This is a genomic window from Glaciecola sp. KUL10 (genome assembly GCF_003203515.1).
Lineage (GTDB): Bacteria > Pseudomonadota > Gammaproteobacteria > Enterobacterales > Alteromonadaceae > Glaciecola.
The window spans coordinates 109,547-125,559 of the sequence record NZ_BGNG01000006.1 but is presented as its reverse complement, the minus strand read 5'-3'; the positions used below and the strand labels follow the sequence as shown (position 1 = coordinate 125,559).

At 40.6% G+C, this 16,013-nt stretch carries 16 protein-coding genes and 1 pseudogene; 7 read left to right on the top strand and 10 right to left on the bottom strand.

Annotated features, from left to right (window positions below):
- Positions 1 to 26: 26 nt before the first annotated feature.
- Positions 27 to 1,868, bottom strand: coding sequence for an ABC transporter ATP-binding protein (locus tag KUL10_RS11710; protein WP_110429118.1), 1,842 nt, complete (start codon positions 1,866 to 1,868; stop codon positions 27 to 29).
- Positions 1,869 to 1,970: 102 nt separating this feature from the next.
- Complete coding sequence (locus tag KUL10_RS11705) at positions 1,971 to 2,381, bottom strand: MAPEG family protein (protein ID WP_110429117.1); 411 nt, start codon at positions 2,379 to 2,381, stop codon at positions 1,971 to 1,973.
- A 318-nt stretch (positions 2,382 to 2,699) separates the two neighbouring features.
- On the opposite strand from KUL10_RS11705, the gene KUL10_RS11700 reads away from it, so the two are divergent.
- Together KUL10_RS11700 and KUL10_RS11695 are read left to right on the top strand one after the other, a co-directional pair.
- The gene (locus tag KUL10_RS11700) at positions 2,700 to 3,128 is read left to right on the top strand and encodes a PleD family two-component system response regulator (RefSeq protein WP_110429116.1); all 429 of its coding nucleotides are present in this window, start codon (positions 2,700 to 2,702) and stop codon (positions 3,126 to 3,128) included.
- Between the two features lie 115 nt (positions 3,129 to 3,243).
- Positions 3,244 to 4,197, top strand: coding sequence for a chemotaxis protein CheV (locus tag KUL10_RS11695; protein WP_110429115.1), 954 nt, complete (start codon positions 3,244 to 3,246; stop codon positions 4,195 to 4,197).
- Here the strand turns inward: KUL10_RS11695 and dbpA are convergent.
- Positions 4,194 to 5,594 (bottom strand): ATP-dependent RNA helicase DbpA, encoded by a 1,401-nt coding sequence (dbpA, locus tag KUL10_RS11690; protein ID WP_110429114.1) that lies wholly within the window; start codon positions 5,592 to 5,594, stop codon positions 4,194 to 4,196. The genes KUL10_RS11695 and dbpA overlap by 4 nt on opposite strands.
- The gene (gene pyrC / locus KUL10_RS11685) at positions 5,595 to 6,626 is read right to left on the bottom strand and encodes a dihydroorotase (protein WP_110429113.1); all 1,032 of its coding nucleotides are present in this window, start codon (positions 6,624 to 6,626) and stop codon (positions 5,595 to 5,597) included.
- A 249-nt stretch (positions 6,627 to 6,875) separates the two neighbouring features.
- Here pyrC and KUL10_RS11680 point away from each other — a divergent pair, with 249 nt between their 5' ends.
- From KUL10_RS11680 to KUL10_RS11670, 3 genes are all read left to right on the top strand, one after another.
- Positions 6,876 to 8,627, top strand: a complete 1,752-nt coding sequence (locus KUL10_RS11680; RefSeq protein WP_110429281.1) for a lysophospholipid acyltransferase family protein — start codon at positions 6,876 to 6,878, stop codon at positions 8,625 to 8,627.
- Positions 8,628 to 8,783: 156 nt separating this feature from the next.
- Complete coding sequence (locus tag KUL10_RS11675) at positions 8,784 to 9,113, top strand: DUF3718 domain-containing protein (RefSeq protein WP_110429112.1); 330 nt, start codon at positions 8,784 to 8,786, stop codon at positions 9,111 to 9,113.
- 90 nt (positions 9,114 to 9,203) lie between these two features.
- Positions 9,204 to 10,937 (top strand): diguanylate cyclase, encoded by a 1,734-nt coding sequence (locus KUL10_RS11670; RefSeq protein ID WP_110429111.1) that lies wholly within the window; start codon positions 9,204 to 9,206, stop codon positions 10,935 to 10,937.
- Positions 10,938 to 11,050: 113 nt separating this feature from the next.
- On the opposite strand, the gene KUL10_RS11665 is transcribed toward KUL10_RS11670, so the two are convergent.
- Genes KUL10_RS11665 through KUL10_RS11650 form a run of 4 tightly spaced genes read right to left on the bottom strand, consistent with a single transcriptional unit; the run spans position 11,051 to position 13,814 of the window.
- The gene (locus KUL10_RS11665; protein WP_110429110.1) at positions 11,051 to 11,659 is read right to left on the bottom strand and encodes a DNA-binding response regulator; all 609 of its coding nucleotides are present in this window, start codon (positions 11,657 to 11,659) and stop codon (positions 11,051 to 11,053) included.
- Entirely contained in the window at positions 11,656 to 12,783 is a 1,128-nt protein-coding gene (locus KUL10_RS11660) for a sensor histidine kinase (RefSeq protein ID WP_110429109.1), read from the bottom strand. The genes KUL10_RS11665 and KUL10_RS11660 overlap by 4 nt, the downstream gene beginning before the upstream one ends.
- Before the next feature lie 30 nt (positions 12,784 to 12,813).
- Positions 12,814 to 13,143, bottom strand: a complete 330-nt coding sequence (locus KUL10_RS11655) for a multidrug efflux SMR transporter (RefSeq protein WP_110429108.1) — start codon at positions 13,141 to 13,143, stop codon at positions 12,814 to 12,816.
- A gap of 35 nt (positions 13,144 to 13,178) precedes the next feature.
- A complete protein-coding gene (locus tag KUL10_RS11650; protein WP_233499798.1) occupies positions 13,179 to 13,814 on the bottom strand; it encodes a hypothetical protein in 636 nt (211 codons plus the stop codon).
- Between the two features lie 273 nt (positions 13,815 to 14,087).
- On the opposite strand from KUL10_RS11650, the gene KUL10_RS11645 reads away from it, so the two are divergent.
- Both KUL10_RS11645 and KUL10_RS11640 read left to right on the top strand, forming a co-directional pair.
- Positions 14,088 to 14,561, top strand: a complete 474-nt coding sequence (locus KUL10_RS11645) for a hypothetical protein (protein WP_110429107.1) — start codon at positions 14,088 to 14,090, stop codon at positions 14,559 to 14,561.
- Positions 14,558 to 14,782: a helix-turn-helix transcriptional regulator gene (locus tag KUL10_RS11640; RefSeq protein WP_110429106.1), complete on the top strand. Its 225-nt coding sequence runs from the start codon at positions 14,558 to 14,560 to the stop codon at positions 14,780 to 14,782. The genes KUL10_RS11645 and KUL10_RS11640 overlap by 4 nt, the downstream gene beginning before the upstream one ends.
- A gap of 40 nt (positions 14,783 to 14,822) precedes the next feature.
- On the opposite strand, the gene KUL10_RS11635 is transcribed toward KUL10_RS11640, so the two are convergent.
- Both KUL10_RS11635 and KUL10_RS11630 read right to left on the bottom strand, forming a co-directional pair.
- Entirely contained in the window at positions 14,823 to 15,326 is a 504-nt protein-coding gene (locus KUL10_RS11635; protein WP_110429105.1) for a DinB family protein, read from the bottom strand.
- A gap of 114 nt (positions 15,327 to 15,440) precedes the next feature.
- Positions 15,441 to 15,979, bottom strand: a pseudogene (locus KUL10_RS11630) (lipocalin family protein).
- Between the last annotated feature and the right edge of the window lie 34 nt (positions 15,980 to 16,013).

Sequence of the window (16,013 nt, the reverse complement as noted above, 5' to 3'; positions counted from 1 at the left end):
TCAACTGTGCGCTGATTCTTATATGTTTACTCAATACCGAGGAAACCACCAGTTTGATGTTCCCATAGCTTTGCGTATATACCACCAAGATCCAAAAGCTCCTGATGACTACCTTGCTCGACAATACGCCCTTTATCTAACACAAGTAGTCGATCCATCTGAGCTATTGTAGACAATCGATGAGCAATCGCTAACACGGTCTTATCATCCATTATTTTATTAAGACAATCTTGTATTGCGGCCTCGACCTCAGAGTCCAATGCCGATGTTGCTTCATCTAACACTAAAATCGGCGCGTCCTTGAGCATAACTCTAGCAATCGCAATGCGTTGTCGTTGACCGCCACTGAGCTTAACGCCGCGCTCTCCAACATGAGCATCGTAACCCGTTCGCCCCTTTGAGTCTGAAAGCGAAAGTATAAAGTCATGTGCTTCCGCCTGTTTTGCAGCATTAATCATTTCCTCTTCGGATGCTGAAGTACGGCCGTATATGATATTGTCGCGCACAGATCGATGCATTAGCGAGGTATCTTGAGTGACCATACTGATGTGCGCTCGCAAGCTTTCTTGCGATACATCTGTGAGTACTTGTCCATCAATTCTAATATGACCACTTTGGATGTCATAGAATCTGAGTAGTAAGTTGACTAACGTTGACTTTCCTGCCCCTGAGCGACCGACAAGGCCAACTTTTTCACCTGCTTTGATATCGAGTTGCAAATCCTTAAATACGTGAACGAGATTGTCATTTGCACCTGCATAAGAAAAATTAACTGAATCGAACTCAACTCTACCGCCTGATACCTTAAGTTTTTTTGCGTCATTTTTATCTTCTACTTTCGATGGGACTGCCAAGGTATTAATACCATCTTGCACTGTGCCTATATTTTCAAATAAAGAGGACACTTCCCACATGATCCACTGAGACATGCCGTTTAGTCTTAGACTCAAACTAACCGCAATCGCAATATCTCCCGGAGAGACTAGCCCTTCAACCCAAAGTAAAATCGCCAAACCACTGACACAAAATACAAGTAAAGAATTTGCCACCCACACCATGGCCTGTAATGTAGTTGCCAATCTCATTTGAGGATATACAGTCTGTAAAAACTTGTTCATCGCATCAAACGCGTATTCTTCTTCACGACGATGGTGAGAAAACAACTTTACCGTCATAATGTTTGTGTAACTATCGACGATACGACCAGTCATGATTGAGCGAGCATCCGCTTGCTTTTGAGAAACTCGTTTTAATCGAGGTAGCATCACGTACAAAATGCACACATACACTATCAACCACACTATCAAAGGCATGGCTAAGCGCCAGTCGGTTGCAAACACTAACGCGACAACACTGATAAAATACACACAGATATAAACGGCAAGATTCATGATTTTCATCACGGTTTCGCGAACTGACAGTGCGGTTTGCATTACCTTGGTTGCGACACGCCCAGCAAACTCATCTTGATAGAAAGAGATACTCTGTCCTAATAAGTATCGATGGGCTTGCCATCTTATTCTCATCGGAAAATTACCCAAAAGAGACTGGTGGGTGAACATTGATTCTAAAATTACCAAGCCGGGTAAAATAATGAGAACAACCGCGCCCATCCATATTAGGCTGCTCTTTTCTTCTTCGATAAAAGTGGCCGGATCACGTGTTGAAAACCAATCAACCAATTGCCCCATATATCCAAAAAGCGAGACTTCTAGAATAGCGATGATTGCACTGAGTAGAGAAACACTGATTAAGACTGGCCACATCCCAGTTGAATAGTGACGACAAAATGCTACAAAGCTTTTGGGCGGGATGCTAGGTGGAGTATCGGGAAAAGGCTTAGTTAGTCGTTCAAAAAAAGAAAACATGTAAGTGCTTGTGCTCAAAAAAGGGAGACGCCATAACGAGATTCTATCATTTAGTAACTCATTATGGCCAAAATGGAATGTGTCTAATTTATCAGGTTTTAATTAAAGAAATTTCATTGATATCGAATATAACCAATAAATACAAATGACAACTTGTATTAAGAAAAACACAAACCTAATTTGGATTGCCATATTGGAAGTTGAACTTAAGTGCACTATAGACTGAGCCAGTCTAGCCACCAACACATAAAGCGCTAAACCATCTGTAATTACAGATGCACCTGTAGCAATCGCCAACAGCATCGTCCCCCCAATAAAACTAAAGCTTTCAACACAATTTGCTTGAGCGCGAGTAATACGTTCGCCCAGTGCATCCGTATCGCTTCCGTCAGATTTGAATTTAAGTGATTTTTGATTTTTTTTTGCAAACTGAGTGCGATATGCAGCGAGTATCACAAGCAATACTAAAATCCATGAAATATATCCGGTTAACGCGATAATTGTGTTGTTCATAAGCGTGCCTCTCTTATTATTAAGATAAATGACGTGTACTCTTTAAGACCGACTTCCCATAATAAACTTTCGTTTGCTAAAGAGTCATCTAACTAAAGTATTGGCCACTGCGAGAAAAAGCACAATGTATTTCATAGCGAGATTAACCTGCGAAAAGTCTACCTTTACTTCTGTGAAGTAAAGCGAAGTATCGCCCAATCTTATACTTTGCTCTTTATAGCGACTCTTAAAAATCAAAAATGCAAGTGAAAGGATTAACGATTTAATAATTTTGCCGATAGTAATACTCGTAGAAGATAAATACTAAAAAGGCGTTTGATGCAAGATCCCAGTAAGCTTTTAAAGCAAATTCATATTCTAATAGTTGATGACATGGAAGCTATTCGCAGTATGATAAAGGCCTGCTTACGTGACCTTGGTGCTTCGAAGATATCCACCACTTTTGACGGCGAAGAAGCATGGAAAATTATACAAAACCAAAAAATCGATATGATTGTGTGTGATTGGGATATGCCTAGGACAACCGGTTTAGAATTACTGCAACTCGTCAGGTCAAAAGAAGAAAGCAAACATATTCCATTTCTAATGTTGACAGCATCCAATGAAAAAGGCCGCGTTTTATCTGCTGTCGAAGCCGGAGTAAATGACTATTTGTCAAAGCCATTTCAACCAAAAGAGTTAGAATTTAGAGTTATAAAGTTACTTAGGAAAGTCAACCTAAACGCTCCTTCTCCGTCATCAAACTAAAAGAAAGTGCTAAGTAAAACCAACATTGAGGTCGATATCCATAAAAAGCGCGGAAAAGTGTGAGAAAAGGAAGTTTTCGCAAAGATAATAACCTGCAACATGAGCGAGTAAAAGCATGTCAAATTTGATGTCCTCAATTGACCAACGAACCAAGCTAGTAGGTGAGAACCGTCTAGAATTATTGATGTTTAAGCTAGGTTCTCGTCACACATTTGCATTGAATGTGTTTAAGGTCAAAGAGGTCATTACCATTCCTAAAATGAATCAAATGCCAGGTTCTCATTATCATATTAACGGCGTAACCAATTATCGTGGTGACTCTATCCCTTTGATCGACCTTAGATCAGCAATAAAATTATCGCACAACAATGCCAACTACGAGCCCACCAGCGTCATTATCACCGAATACAATCGAAGTGTGCAGGGATTTATCATTGGCCAGATTATGAACATCGTAAATACATCGTGGAGCGATATCCAACCGCCGCCAAATTCAGCGGGCAAAAATCATTATTTGACGGCGATCACACGCGTTGATGTAGATGGACACGAAGAATTAGTCGAGATTATAGATGTTGAAAAAGTACTCGCAGAAATAGTGGCCTATGATACGTCTATTTCCGATGAAATCCTCGACCACGATGTAACCGCGCATCTTAACGGTAAAAAGATCTTGATTGTTGATGATTCAGCGACAGCTCGATGGCAAATCAAAGAGACACTCTCGCAACTCGGCATTGAAATAATTGAAGAGAAAAATGGACTTGCTGCACTTAACAAATTGAAAGCTTGGGCGGACGAGGGGAAGAATATCAAAGATGAGATACTCATGATGTTCACCGACGCAGAGATGCCTGAAATGGATGGGTATCGATTGACAGCGGAAGTGCGCGATGACCCGCGCATGCATGACCTTTTTATTACCCTCAACACATCGTTGAGCGGCAGTTTCAATGAAGCAATGGTTGAAAAAGTCGGCTGTAATCGATTTATCTCTAAATTCCAGCCGGATATGTTAGTTCAAGTAGTTCAAGAAAGAATGCGTGAAGTGCTTGAAGGAAAAGGCTAAAACTTCCTAGCCTTAAACCGTTTTCCTTTTATTTTACTCTCGCGAAATAAAGTCATCGCTCGCTTTACACTTCTCAGCTTTATAGCGATGTAAGATTTGCGAGCTGCAATACTGATCTTTCCAATATCCTCACCAGGCACATCGGCATCTTTAGTTAAGGCACCTAGCAAATCACCTGGTCGCAGTTTATCTCGCTTGCCACCATCAACACCAATACAAACAAACTCAGGCTCAACGATTCGATTAGCATGGAAACGGACCGTTTGAATATTATGTTTTTTAATTGTCACATCTGTTTTGGCTGCTATTTCATCCAACTTATCTTCTTCTTTGCCATCGATGATCGTCACTGCAAGCCCGGTTTCACCCGCTCGGCCCGTTCTACCAATGCGATGTGTATGCGTATCGACATCTTCACTGACACGATGATTGATAACTAAATCAACGCCTTGAATATCTAATCCACGTGCGGCCACATCCGTAGCCACAAGCACGGTCAAGGTTTTTCCTGCAAAACGTGCTAAGACTTGACTACGTTCAGGCTGCTCTAAATCACCATGTAATCCAGCGACAGCGAAACCCGCGTGAGTTAAGTCTTCAATGAGCTCTTTGGTTTCGACTTTAGTGCGACAAAAAACGATATTAGAAACCTTTTGATAGTGTGTTAACAACGCAGCAACAGCTTGACTTCTATGCTCGTCCATAACCCGGTAAGCGCATTGCTCAATTGCCAAATTTACAACTTGCGATTCCACTTTGATAAACGTTGCACTGCGCTGATATTTAGTCGTAATTTCTTGTACTTTTTCAGGATATGTTGCCGAAAATAAGAGCGTTTGTCGGTTTCGAGCCGTCTCACTATGCGACAGTTCACGCAATACAATTTTCATTTCATCCTCAAAGCCCATATCAAGCATACGATCGGCTTCATCGAGCACAAAGCAATTAACGGATTTCAGATTTAAGCTACGTTTACCAATATGATCCATAATTCGGCCAGGAGTTCCCACTACAACTTGAGCGCCAAATTTGAGCGATTTTAATTGCGGACCAAGTGGGATACCTCCGACCAATTCAAGTACTTTCAAATTTGCAAGGCGTTTACCGATCAAACGCACTTGCTCTGCGACTTGCTCTGCAAGTTCGCGCGTTGGGCACATTATTAAAGCTTGTGGGTCTCGATTTTCAATATCGATTCGCGACAATAAGCCTAAGGCAAACGCTAAGGTTTTACCGCTACCGGTTTTTGCTTGGACAGCGACATCATTACCTTTAAGTAAGAGAGGTAAACATTCGGCTTGAGTCTGCGTCATGTGTGTATATTTCAGAGACGCCAATGCTTCAAAAAGGGCCGGCGCGAGTGCTAAACCATCAAACGATAAATTGCTTGTTGTCATTTACACTAGCTTCCAATTTATAGATTCACCAGCAAAAAATGGGACTATATTATCGCCTGTTGGTAAAGCAATAGATTCAGGGATGGTCCACTTTTCTTTTTTCAATGTGATCGTACCTTCGTTTCGAGCAAGACCATAAAAGTCAGGGCCATAGTGACTAGCAAAGCCTTCTAATTTATCAAGCGCGTCTAAGTCTTCAAACACTTTTGCATAAAGTTCAATTGCGCTCCATGCGCTGTAACATCCAGCACAACCACACGCTGATTCTTTTTTGTGTTTTTCATGGGGTGCTGAGTCTGTACCTAAGAAGAATTTGGGAGAACCGGATTTCACCACCGCGCGCAAAGCTTGTTGATGTGTATTTCGCTTCAATACTGGCAAACAATAGTTATGAGGACGCACGCCGCCCACCAATAAATCATTTCGGTTTAACAACAAGTGTTGAGGAGTGATGGTCGCCGCCACATTGCTTGAAGATTCTAAAACAAAGTCGGCAGCATCTTTAGTTGTTATGTGCTCAAACACAACTTTTAATTCAGGAAAGTCATTAACAATATCTCGCAGGTAGGTATCGATAAACAGCGCTTCTCGATCAAAGATATCAATATGCGACTCGGTAACCTCTCCGTGAATAAGTAATAACATCCCGACTTCTTGCATCGCCTCAAACACTGGGTAAAGGGCTTTAATGCCTTTTACAGCTGCATCAGAGTTTGTTGTCGCTCCGGCAGGATACATTTTTGAGGCAACAATACCGTTTTCTTTGGCTTTCTTAATCTCCTCAGCGCTCGTCTTATCTGTTAAAAACAGCGTGACTAGAGGGTTAAAATCACTCCCCTTAGGTGAAGCCGCTAATATCCTTTCTCGGTAATCCAATGCCATATCCGTAGTCGTCACCGGCGGTACTAAGTTAGGCATAACAATCGCTCGCTTGAAACAACGCGCAGTAGCTGGCACTGTTTCTTTTAACATCTCGCCATCGCGAAAATGCAAATGCCAATCATCAGGTGTTTGAATAGTAATTGAAGTCATATCGTGCCTTAACTCTTGTCTTGGGAATTAACTAAGAATATACGCAATGTAGCGAGTGTTTATGGAGTTTTTGCTATAGATGCGCGTTAACGGCGCACATTATGCCTGAAAAGCCTTCAACTCGCATGTGCATTTGTGGCTTGAAAGAAAAAGCGCTACTCTTGGGTCTATCATTACATGTAATAGTAAGCGCCTAGCTCATTGAAACTGGGGCTTGTCTTCAAGTCATCACAAAAAGAAAGTAAGTTAATGTCGCAAAACCTTAGTTCTATCAGCATCAATAACCTAGCTCCTAATGCATCCTCAGTTAAACGCATCTTAATGTCAGTCTTAGACAGTATTTTAGGTGTGAAAAAAATGAATGAGTTGTATCAAGCTCACGACATGCAAGGTCTGAGTAAAGAAGCATTTGCAGATAAGCTAATAGAAGTGCTGCAACTTGATATTACTGGTATTGAGGCACTTCAAGCCAAAATCCCAAAAGTAGGGCCGGTTGTCATCGCAAGTAATCATCCATTTGGTGGGATCGAAGGCGTTATTTTAGCAAGAGCAATAGGTGAGGTTCGTCCGGATCTCAAGGTCCTAGCGAACAAAGGCCTGGGTATTTTTAGGGAACTAAAAGACTATTTTATATTCACCAACCCTTTATCCCCAAATGATCCCCAAAATGCACCATCACTCAGGCAGTGTGTAAAGCAGATTAATAACCAAGGGGCTTTATTGATTTTCCCCGCCGGTAAAGTTTCTTACTTTGAGAAAAGTAAAGGTGGGATCAGCGAATGCCCTTGGAATAAATTAGTTGGCCGTTTAGTGAATATCGACCAATGTCTTTTTGTACCGGTTTTTGTCAGTGGTAAAAACAGTCACTTGTTTTACCGTGTAGAGCGCTTATTCTTTAAATTGCGCATGTTATTATTAGGCCGCGAACTGCTTAACAAATCTGGCGCATCAATTTCTATTAGTGCAGGAACGGCTATCAACTCCAAACGCTTCAACAAAACGCTCAATAACGATTCACGAGCTGATTTATGTCGCGCACTCAGCTACGCTCAAGAGAGTACTTGGCGTTATCAGTGGCCAGCTGATTTGGTCCAAAAACAGCAGCCTATCATTGCTGAAATCGAAAAAGCACAACTCAAAAAAGAATTAGCAGCACTCCCCGCAAACCAAAAGCTTGTCAAAGTTAAACGCTTTTCTGCCTATTATGGTTATCAACATCAAATGCCCAGTGTGGTTACGGAAATTGCCAGACTCCGTGAATTAGTGTTTAGACAACACAATGAAGGCAGCGGAGAGCCGCTTGATACAGATCGTTTTGATGCAACCTACACGCACCTTTTTATTGTCGATGATGTTCAAGAAAAAATAGTAGGTGCATATCGAATGGGACTAACCGATCGTTTAATTGAAAAAGAAGGGTTAGAAGGTCTTTACTTGCATAAAATGTTTAAGTTTAACCCCAGTTTTGTGAATCAAACTGAACCTGCAATGGAAATGGGCCGTTCGTTCCTAATCCCCGAAATGCAAGGCTCGTATCAAGGACTATTAATGCTTTGGAAAGGTATTGGTGCTTTTGTAAGTCAATTTCCTCAATATAGAACACTGTACGGTACAGTGAGTATTAGTAAGTTATACGATGCGCGAAGCGTCAAATTAATCGAACAGGCATTGATCGAACCAAATAGCCATCAAGATGTTGCACCTCGCCACACCTTAAATTTTGAAATGCATCCAGAAATTGCAGCACTGGCTCATCAACTTCCATTGGCGGAACACTTGAGTACTTATCTGGCATCGACAGAAGAAGACGGAAAAGACATCCCTATTTTGGCTAAGCAATATCAAAAGTTAGGCGCAAAATTCCACGCACTTGGCATCGATACAAGTTTTAACCACACCCCAGGCTTGTTGCTGAGTGTACATTTGCCAAGTGCCCCAGAAAAACTACTTAAACTCTACTTGGGCGACACTTATCAGCGCTACATGAGTTTTAAAAAATAGTCACTAGCTGAGGCCTTTTTATGAAAGCAAAAAGGCCTACAGCACGCAAAACACTCCCTTCATCACCTGAACTGTTAGCTTTGTCACAGACGCCCCCTATTGCAATTTGATCACTGTATTGTAAAGCCTCTCCCAAACCAAAATGCAGAGATTATTATGAATAAGTTAATTAAATTAAGTGTCGTCGCCTTTAGTGCTCAATTGCTACTAAGTACCGCAACAGAGGTCAATGCTGGCCCCGTTGATCCAACAGTCGAAAAACGCTTGGTTGCGGTTTGCACGGCTATTAAGTCCGGGAACAAACTATCATTAAAGAGAGCAATAAAAAGAGCTCATTTAAACGAACGCGCCATTATTGAAGGGTTAAAATGCAATGGCATGGATCCTATCACCTTTGCTATGAGCAATGGCGCACCCAAAAACGCTGATTACTTGGCAAAACGCTCTGGCAAAGACAATTTCCAACTCGCCGCTTCAAAACCTTGAAACACTCACTAGGGCGATAATGTGCCAATCTGCTTATTGCCCTAGTTTTTAACACCTAAAGAAAGCCCAAAATAAACAGATATAGTGTTAATGAATAAACGGTGGCTTTCAATTTTCCTGCTCATTTTTGTATCAAGTTTGCACGCGGCACCCTTGGCAATTTTTGTCGACCCTAAACAACGTATCGATATCAATAACGCTATTGAGTATACACTTTCAGCTAGTCCTGAATTGCGTGGCAACGAAGTGTGGCAAAGTCAAAGATTCAAAGACGCTGATATTCATCCCGAGATGTTTCTTCACTTTAGAATGAGTATCAAAAACACCTTAAGTGATGATCAACACATTTGGTTAACGATTGAATTTCCATCAATAGAAAAACTCACTGTTAGTGACGGAGCCAATTCATGGGTCACCGGCGATGCTCTCCCCTATCACAGTCGGCCTATAGACGCTCCCAACTATCACTTTCCCTTACAAATTAGATCTCAGGAAACAATTAACGTCTTTGGGCACATGCAGGGAAAGATTCTTAGGTACTCATTTGAATTAGCCACACCTGTACTCATTAGTAAAAGCTACAGAAATACCCTCCAGTTAGACATGATGTTTTTCGGTGCCATGTCACTGTTAGTGCTAATTGCAATACTAATGTTTATCGTAACGAAACGGCTAGTGTTTTTAAGTTTCGCAGCATTCGCATTTGCAGTACAAGCATGGCTATACCGCGTTTTCGGTTACGGATTTGAATTATTATGGCCCTCTGCACCCTGGTTAAACGACATTACATATGCATTTACCGTGTATTCCATCATGCTAAGTGCCGCTTGGATGTCTATTGCAGCCCTATCAAGTAGAAAACAGCTTGTAAAAAGGGGGCGACTATTAATTGGCTACACTGCCTTACTGCCAAGTGCTGGACTGATATTTTTTGTAAGTGGTCATCTCAAACTAGCATTGGATTTTCCATTGCTGTGGTTCTTCCCTTTCAATGTTTTGCTGATTGTCATCATAGTATTGGAACTCAAGGCTGGTTCAGCAAAAGCAAAATGGTTCACTATTTCAATGCTTCCGGTCATACTCGGAGGCTTGATATTAGTGGCATTTGCACTTGGTATCGATCTTGGTATTGAACCCAAAGCAGCAATAATGAAGGGCCTAGTACTCACGTGCTTCTTAATGATCTTTTTTACTGGTGCCTATTTGCTAAGAGTCTTGAAAGATGACCGTGATCGTCAAAAACAACAGTCTGAATTCAATAGCCAACAGGCTAAAAAACTTGAAGAGCTGGTAAAAGAAAGGACTACCGAACTCGAAGCGTCTAATCAACAACTCAAAGATCTGGCTCATATCGATAGTTTAACGCAACTTCCCAATAGGCGAAGCATCGATCTGTTTGTTGATAAATTAAATGACGACTGCGCACCTATATGTTTAGCAATGTTAGATTTGGATCATTTTAAAAAAATAAACGATACCCATGGTCATGAAGGTGGTGACTTAGTGTTACAGCAGATTGGCAAACTAATTAAATCACTTTCAAACACGCAAACCATCGCCGGTAGATATGGTGGTGAAGAATTTGCTATTGTCGCTAAAAACACCACAAAAGAAGATTTTGAGACGACTCTGCGTTCACTTCATGCATACATAAACACCACGACTATCGCTAGCTTTCCCGCACTCAAAATAGGCGCATGCATAGGATGGGTGAGTTGCCACAAAGCAGAGCAAGTTATTGATGCTTTTAAACAAGCTGACCAAGCGCTATATGAGGGGAAATTAAAGGGTAGAAATAAGGTAATTGAGTATACCGTTAACTAGTACTAACCAAGCTTTGCTCAAATGATATGGAATATCAAAAAGCCCAACGAATAGATAAGCATGCACATGAATAGCAGCTTTATTATTTCATCTTTATCCTAGTTAAAATATCGCTAGAGCCATCCTTTATGCTTAGCAATTCTTGCTGCATCGACTCTATTAGTTGCATTTAATTTACTGATCGCTTCAGACAAGTAATTTCGCACCGTACCTTCAGATAAAAATAGTTTTTCGGAAATCTCTTTTGTTTTTAAACCATCACCGGCGAACGCTAGTGCTTTTCTCTCTTTCTCACTTAATGGGTCCTGCTCGCCCAATGCAGAAAGCGCAAGTTCTGGATTTATCACCTTTAAACCAGAATAAACTTTTTTAATATTTTCAACCAAGTCGTCACTGCTGGCTTCTTTTAGTGTAAATCCCTTTACTCCCAGCGACATTGCGCGCTGGATATAACCAGGTTTAGCAAAGGTCGTCATAATGACAAACTTACTTGAAATACCCTCGTTTAAACAGTATTCAGCTAATGCTATCCCGCTCATTCTTGGCATTTCAATGTCACTTAAAATAATATCAGGCAACGGAGAGTCCGAGGCTAGCCATTCGCGCATTTGCTGCCCATCCCCAAAACTGCCAATCACCTTAATATCTGCTTCCAAATCAAGAAGCGTAGCAATCGCGTCCCTAACGAGAGCTTGATCCTCTGCAATTGCGATAGTAATCATAAAGTGTCCCTATTTAATGGCAGTGCGATAAAGAGACTGAACAGAGAATCAACAACAATATTCAACTCGCCGCCAAGATTAGCTACTCGTTCTTGAATACCATTCAGACCATTACTTGATTGATACTTTGCATGGGTAATGCCGTCGTTTTCAATCACAAGTAACAACATCTGTGTAACGTCATCTAATTCAATAGAGATATTCACCACGCTAGAATTTGAGTGCCGAAGGACATTAGTGATTGCCTCTTTAAATATCAATGACAATTGAGTTTCTTGTAGGGCACTCAGTTTACCAAGTACCTGGTGGTTTATCTTTTTATTCACAATAATATCGTTCGCTCTAAGCTGTTCGAATAGTTTCTCTAACTCGTCACTCAGTGAAAGCTGTTTAATGTTCGACACTGTTTTTCGAATTTCAGATAATAAACTTTGAGAGAGTTCTGCAAGCGCAAGTACTTCATCTTTTGCGGTAGCATAACGCTGTTTTTCAATCATTTTTGCGGCAACTTGAGCTTTTAGGGAAATACTAGACAAGGCATGCCCCGCTATATCATGTAAGTCCCTACCAATTCGTTCGCGTTCAGCAATGCTGCTTAAGTGTTTAATTTCGTCTGCTGATTGGATCTGTGCAAGCTGATGCAGTGTTTCTTTTCTCTCCATCAGTCCAAAAGCATATAGTCCCAATGATATAAACAAGAACTGAATAAATACGAACCAGACATATTGCCACCATAATTGATGAATCAAAAATGCAACGACAACGATACCAGCTGCAAAAAAAACGGATTGTTTTAAGCGGTATTGATAGCCCAAAATAAATAGAGGATAGCCATACAAAGCATAACCTCCGATACTGACAAAGGAACTAGAGATCACTACCGCAGTTAACAACAAAATAGGGAAGGCCTTTAAGCCGCTATTAAGAGCAAAAATATGAGTGGCTAAAAAAGCCACATAACATAACAACATGTACACCGTTTGCTCTTTCGTTATGTCGGGTGTAAAAAATAAAGGAACAAAGTAAAACAGTGAAAATACTAACGAGCCATAAGACCACTTTTTCTTGTTGTCAGAAGCTAACTTGGGTAGCTTCAGCTGGACATCATCATAAGCATTAAACATATCTTCTTTATTCCTTTAAATAAGTGCCAATTACTGCAACACCACGCTTGATTTCAGGGTGATTAATAATGTTCCACTGACAATCATTAAAATACCTGCTATCGCATAATAATCAAAGACTTGTTTATAAAACACCACTGAGGCTGCTGTTATCAATGCAATGCCCATTCCTGACCAAATCGCATAAGCAACACCAACTCCCATATTTTTCAAAACCAAGCTAAACAAAATACCAGAAATAACATATAAAAATGCAGCTGCAGAACCATATTCTACTTTTTCCCAACCATTTGAAGCCTTAAGTAAAAGGGTCGCAATGACTTCGACAAGAATCGCTAGACTCAAAAACACATATGTCATAATTTTCTTTCCTTTTTATTAAAATTTATTCGCGTTTATGCTGACTTGTTCAGCTGACGGAAGCGCATTTCAAGAGCAATGATGGAAACTACGTAACTAATAACAATGACCGCAGAAATGGACTCAAAACGTTGCTCGGGAAAAGAATACCAAGCGATTACTATTCCTACCGTCCTCATTATTGCATGCGCATAACCTACCCAGTGTTGAATAATCCAAGACAACACCATCCACATTAGCCCTGCTAATATCCCCACCGTAAAGGGAATTGTAGTGTGGTCTATTTGTGCAACAGGCATAGCAATACCAAATACCAATAGCGACATACCGATGGCTGACAAAAATAGTAGATCAAACGGGTTTTTCTGTTTGCTTTGTGAAATGAAGTTTTCTCCCGTAAAACGAGAGAACAATAGGCCTAAATAAAAAATACAACCTGTCCCCAACCAAACCGACATGACTTTTGCGTATTCGCTTATAAATGGTGCACTTGCGCCAATAAAAAACCATACCAACGCGCCGGCTAGAGGAAGTGCTAAAAACCTTCGATTTGCAAAGCTTGCCCGATGCTCTTCCAAGCTAAGACTCATTTCATCTACTTTTTCTACCTCAGAAAAAGGAACTAAAGGTACCTGCTTTAAGTTGCTTAGTTTTGTGCTTGTGTTGGACATGATGCTCACTCTCTTAGTTATCACAGTGCGTCAATATTGCCGAAGGTCTTGAACTAAGGGTATGCACAAATGTCATCAGAGTTTGATGACATTTGTCATGTATTACCTTTCAAACAGGTATTGCAAGTGCATTTTGAGGTGTTTACTGAGTTGTAAAAATCAATGTGTGAATTTAATTTGAAAAAAAAGCTTGTAACCTCTGGGTATCATTTGATACCTTAGGGTTTCAAAGTGAAACCTTTAGGTATCAACAATCAGAAGGATAATAGACAAATGAACAAGGTAATTAACCCTGAACAAGAGCATGAATATATATTGCACAATAGTAGGATTTCGATATCACTTGGATTTGGGTTAGCGGTACTAACAACTGATCAGATTTTCAACCTGTCAGATAAATCGATGCTTGTCTCTGCAAGCTTTTATTTAATCGCAGCATTATTCGTCATATCAACAAGTTACTTTTTAATAAAATCCAATAAATTTATAAAGCAGAGCTTTTCAAAAAATGCATGGATGGGCACTTATCATGATGAATTCTTAAATAGCGTGAGTCTACTTGGATATAAACTAAGCGCGTTAGTAATGAGCTTAATTGCTTTACTTGCCATGTGTTTTGGTGACTCTTTAAGTGACATTGTATCGCTAAAAGCTCTCGGAACCGCGCTCGTTTCTCTCAGCTTTTTAATCTACGGCGTGGTCACATACATTAAACTACATCAAGATGAAGATGAGGAGGCACCATGAGTTATCACTTAACAAATGTGTTGGCCTTAAAGCGCGCTGAAAAAGGCTTGTCACAGCAAGAACTCGCGGCTTCAATTGGCGTATCCCGCAAAACTATCAGTACTGTAGAAACTGGACGCTTTACGCCATCGGTCATCATAGCGCTGAGTTTGGCTAAGTTCTTTGAGGTAGCAGTTGAAGATTTGTTTGAACTTAGGGCCGCTGAGGGTGATAGCGAATAAATCGCTACCCAAGAAACGTGATACAGATTGTTAACTAATACTAAGCGCTGCGATTTAAGTGCGTAATCGTCGCTGGCGCATAACCGAAAAACTCAGGTAATGCTTTGCCCTGCATAGTGCGCATTATTCTGATTAGAGCATAATGGTGTATTGCATGGCTCGCTGCAAATACCAACTCTCGTTCTAAAGTTGAATGGCAAGTGGTGGATTTAGTATGGCTTATGTCGATTTCAGTTGTGACATCGACTTGCTGATCAAGGCTTTTGGTGCAAATACTGGTCAGCCATTCAACAATTTCTTCTAGCTTCTTTATCGCGACCTGAGGATGCATCTCTACCTCACCGTAACGATTGCGTTTGTTGTAATTAACAATCCCAGAATGCTCAGCGCCGACTATTGCAACGAAATGGTCTATCACATGTCTAATATGCGCTCCGATACTACTTGGGAAATGAGGAGGCAACTCCTTTTGATAGTCATTTAAGCTAATCTCATCCAATAAATTGATAGCTTGCTTAACTACTTCAACGTAACTATTTGACATGTGCTTCCTTGGTGTATTGTTTGTTGCTTTAAAAGCTTGGGTACAACTTACCGAAACTGATAACGAAAGGATAGACCCTAATTATCACAAATCTATTTCATTTTAATGTTTTTTTCATTTAGCTTTTAGCTCATCGGAGTTGTGATTGACATAAATCAATGAATCCACATTGAAGCCAGCCTCTTTTGCTTTTTGTTTTAGCTGGTCAATAACGGCAGGTTGCATAGTTGGGTTTCGAGATAACAACCATAAAAAATCAGTATCTGGCCCAGTCACCATTGCCCATTGATACCCCTCTTGATCAAGTTCAGCGATAACATAGCTGGCATAAAAAGGCCCGAAAAAAGAAACTTTCAAATGACCCGTTTGATCGTCTGTCACAAAGTAGGCTTTTCCCTTAGCTTCAGTCCATTTTTTTCTTTTGTGTTGTACCCCTTATTTAAGACAGCAATACCACCGTCTTCGCGCAAATCGTAAGTTGCAGATATCCGTTCAAGATCCCGCTCAAATGGATGGTCTAAACGCGCTATTTCATACCAAGTTCCTAAATACCGTTCCTTTTCAAAACCAGTGACAGGTTTGATGCCCTCAGGGATAGAAGTACAAGACAAAACGAGAGAAGAAAGGAGAAATATTAAAAAATATTTGTTCATAATTGACCTTTTTGTATTGAGGGGTATAAATGCA

Coding starts and splice junctions, on each gene's coding strand:
- dbpA (WP_110429114.1), bottom strand. CDS start 5,594: ATGACAACAAGCAATTTATCGTTTGATGGTTTAGCACTCGCGCCGGCC.
- KUL10_RS11695 (WP_110429115.1), top strand. CDS start 3,244: ATGTCAAATTTGATGTCCTCAATTGACCAACGAACCAAGCTAGTAGGT.
- KUL10_RS11670 (WP_110429111.1), top strand. CDS start 9,204: ATGAATAAACGGTGGCTTTCAATTTTCCTGCTCATTTTTGTATCAAGT.
- KUL10_RS11635 (WP_110429105.1), bottom strand. CDS start 15,326: ATGTCAAATAGTTACGTTGAAGTAGTTAAGCAAGCTATCAATTTATTG.
- KUL10_RS11645 (WP_110429107.1), top strand. CDS start 14,088: ATGAACAAGGTAATTAACCCTGAACAAGAGCATGAATATATATTGCAC.
- KUL10_RS11655 (WP_110429108.1), bottom strand. CDS start 13,143: ATGACATATGTGTTTTTGAGTCTAGCGATTCTTGTCGAAGTCATTGCG.
- pyrC (WP_110429113.1), bottom strand. CDS start 6,626: ATGACTTCAATTACTATTCAAACACCTGATGATTGGCATTTGCATTTT.
- KUL10_RS11665 (WP_110429110.1), bottom strand. CDS start 11,659: ATGATTACTATCGCAATTGCAGAGGATCAAGCTCTCGTTAGGGACGCG.
- KUL10_RS11660 (WP_110429109.1), bottom strand. CDS start 12,783: ATGTTTAATGCTTATGATGATGTCCAGCTGAAGCTACCCAAGTTAGCT.
- KUL10_RS11710 (WP_110429118.1), bottom strand. CDS start 1,868: ATGTTTTCTTTTTTTGAACGACTAACTAAGCCTTTTCCCGATACTCCA.
- KUL10_RS11700 (WP_110429116.1), top strand. CDS start 2,700: ATGCAAGATCCCAGTAAGCTTTTAAAGCAAATTCATATTCTAATAGTT.
- KUL10_RS11680 (WP_110429281.1), top strand. CDS start 6,876: ATGTCGCAAAACCTTAGTTCTATCAGCATCAATAACCTAGCTCCTAAT.
- KUL10_RS11705 (WP_110429117.1), bottom strand. CDS start 2,381: ATGAACAACACAATTATCGCGTTAACCGGATATATTTCATGGATTTTA.
- KUL10_RS11650 (WP_233499798.1), bottom strand. CDS start 13,814: ATGTCCAACACAAGCACAAAACTAAGCAACTTAAAGCAGGTACCTTTA.
- KUL10_RS11640 (WP_110429106.1), top strand. CDS start 14,558: ATGAGTTATCACTTAACAAATGTGTTGGCCTTAAAGCGCGCTGAAAAA.
- KUL10_RS11675 (WP_110429112.1), top strand. CDS start 8,784: ATGAATAAGTTAATTAAATTAAGTGTCGTCGCCTTTAGTGCTCAATTG.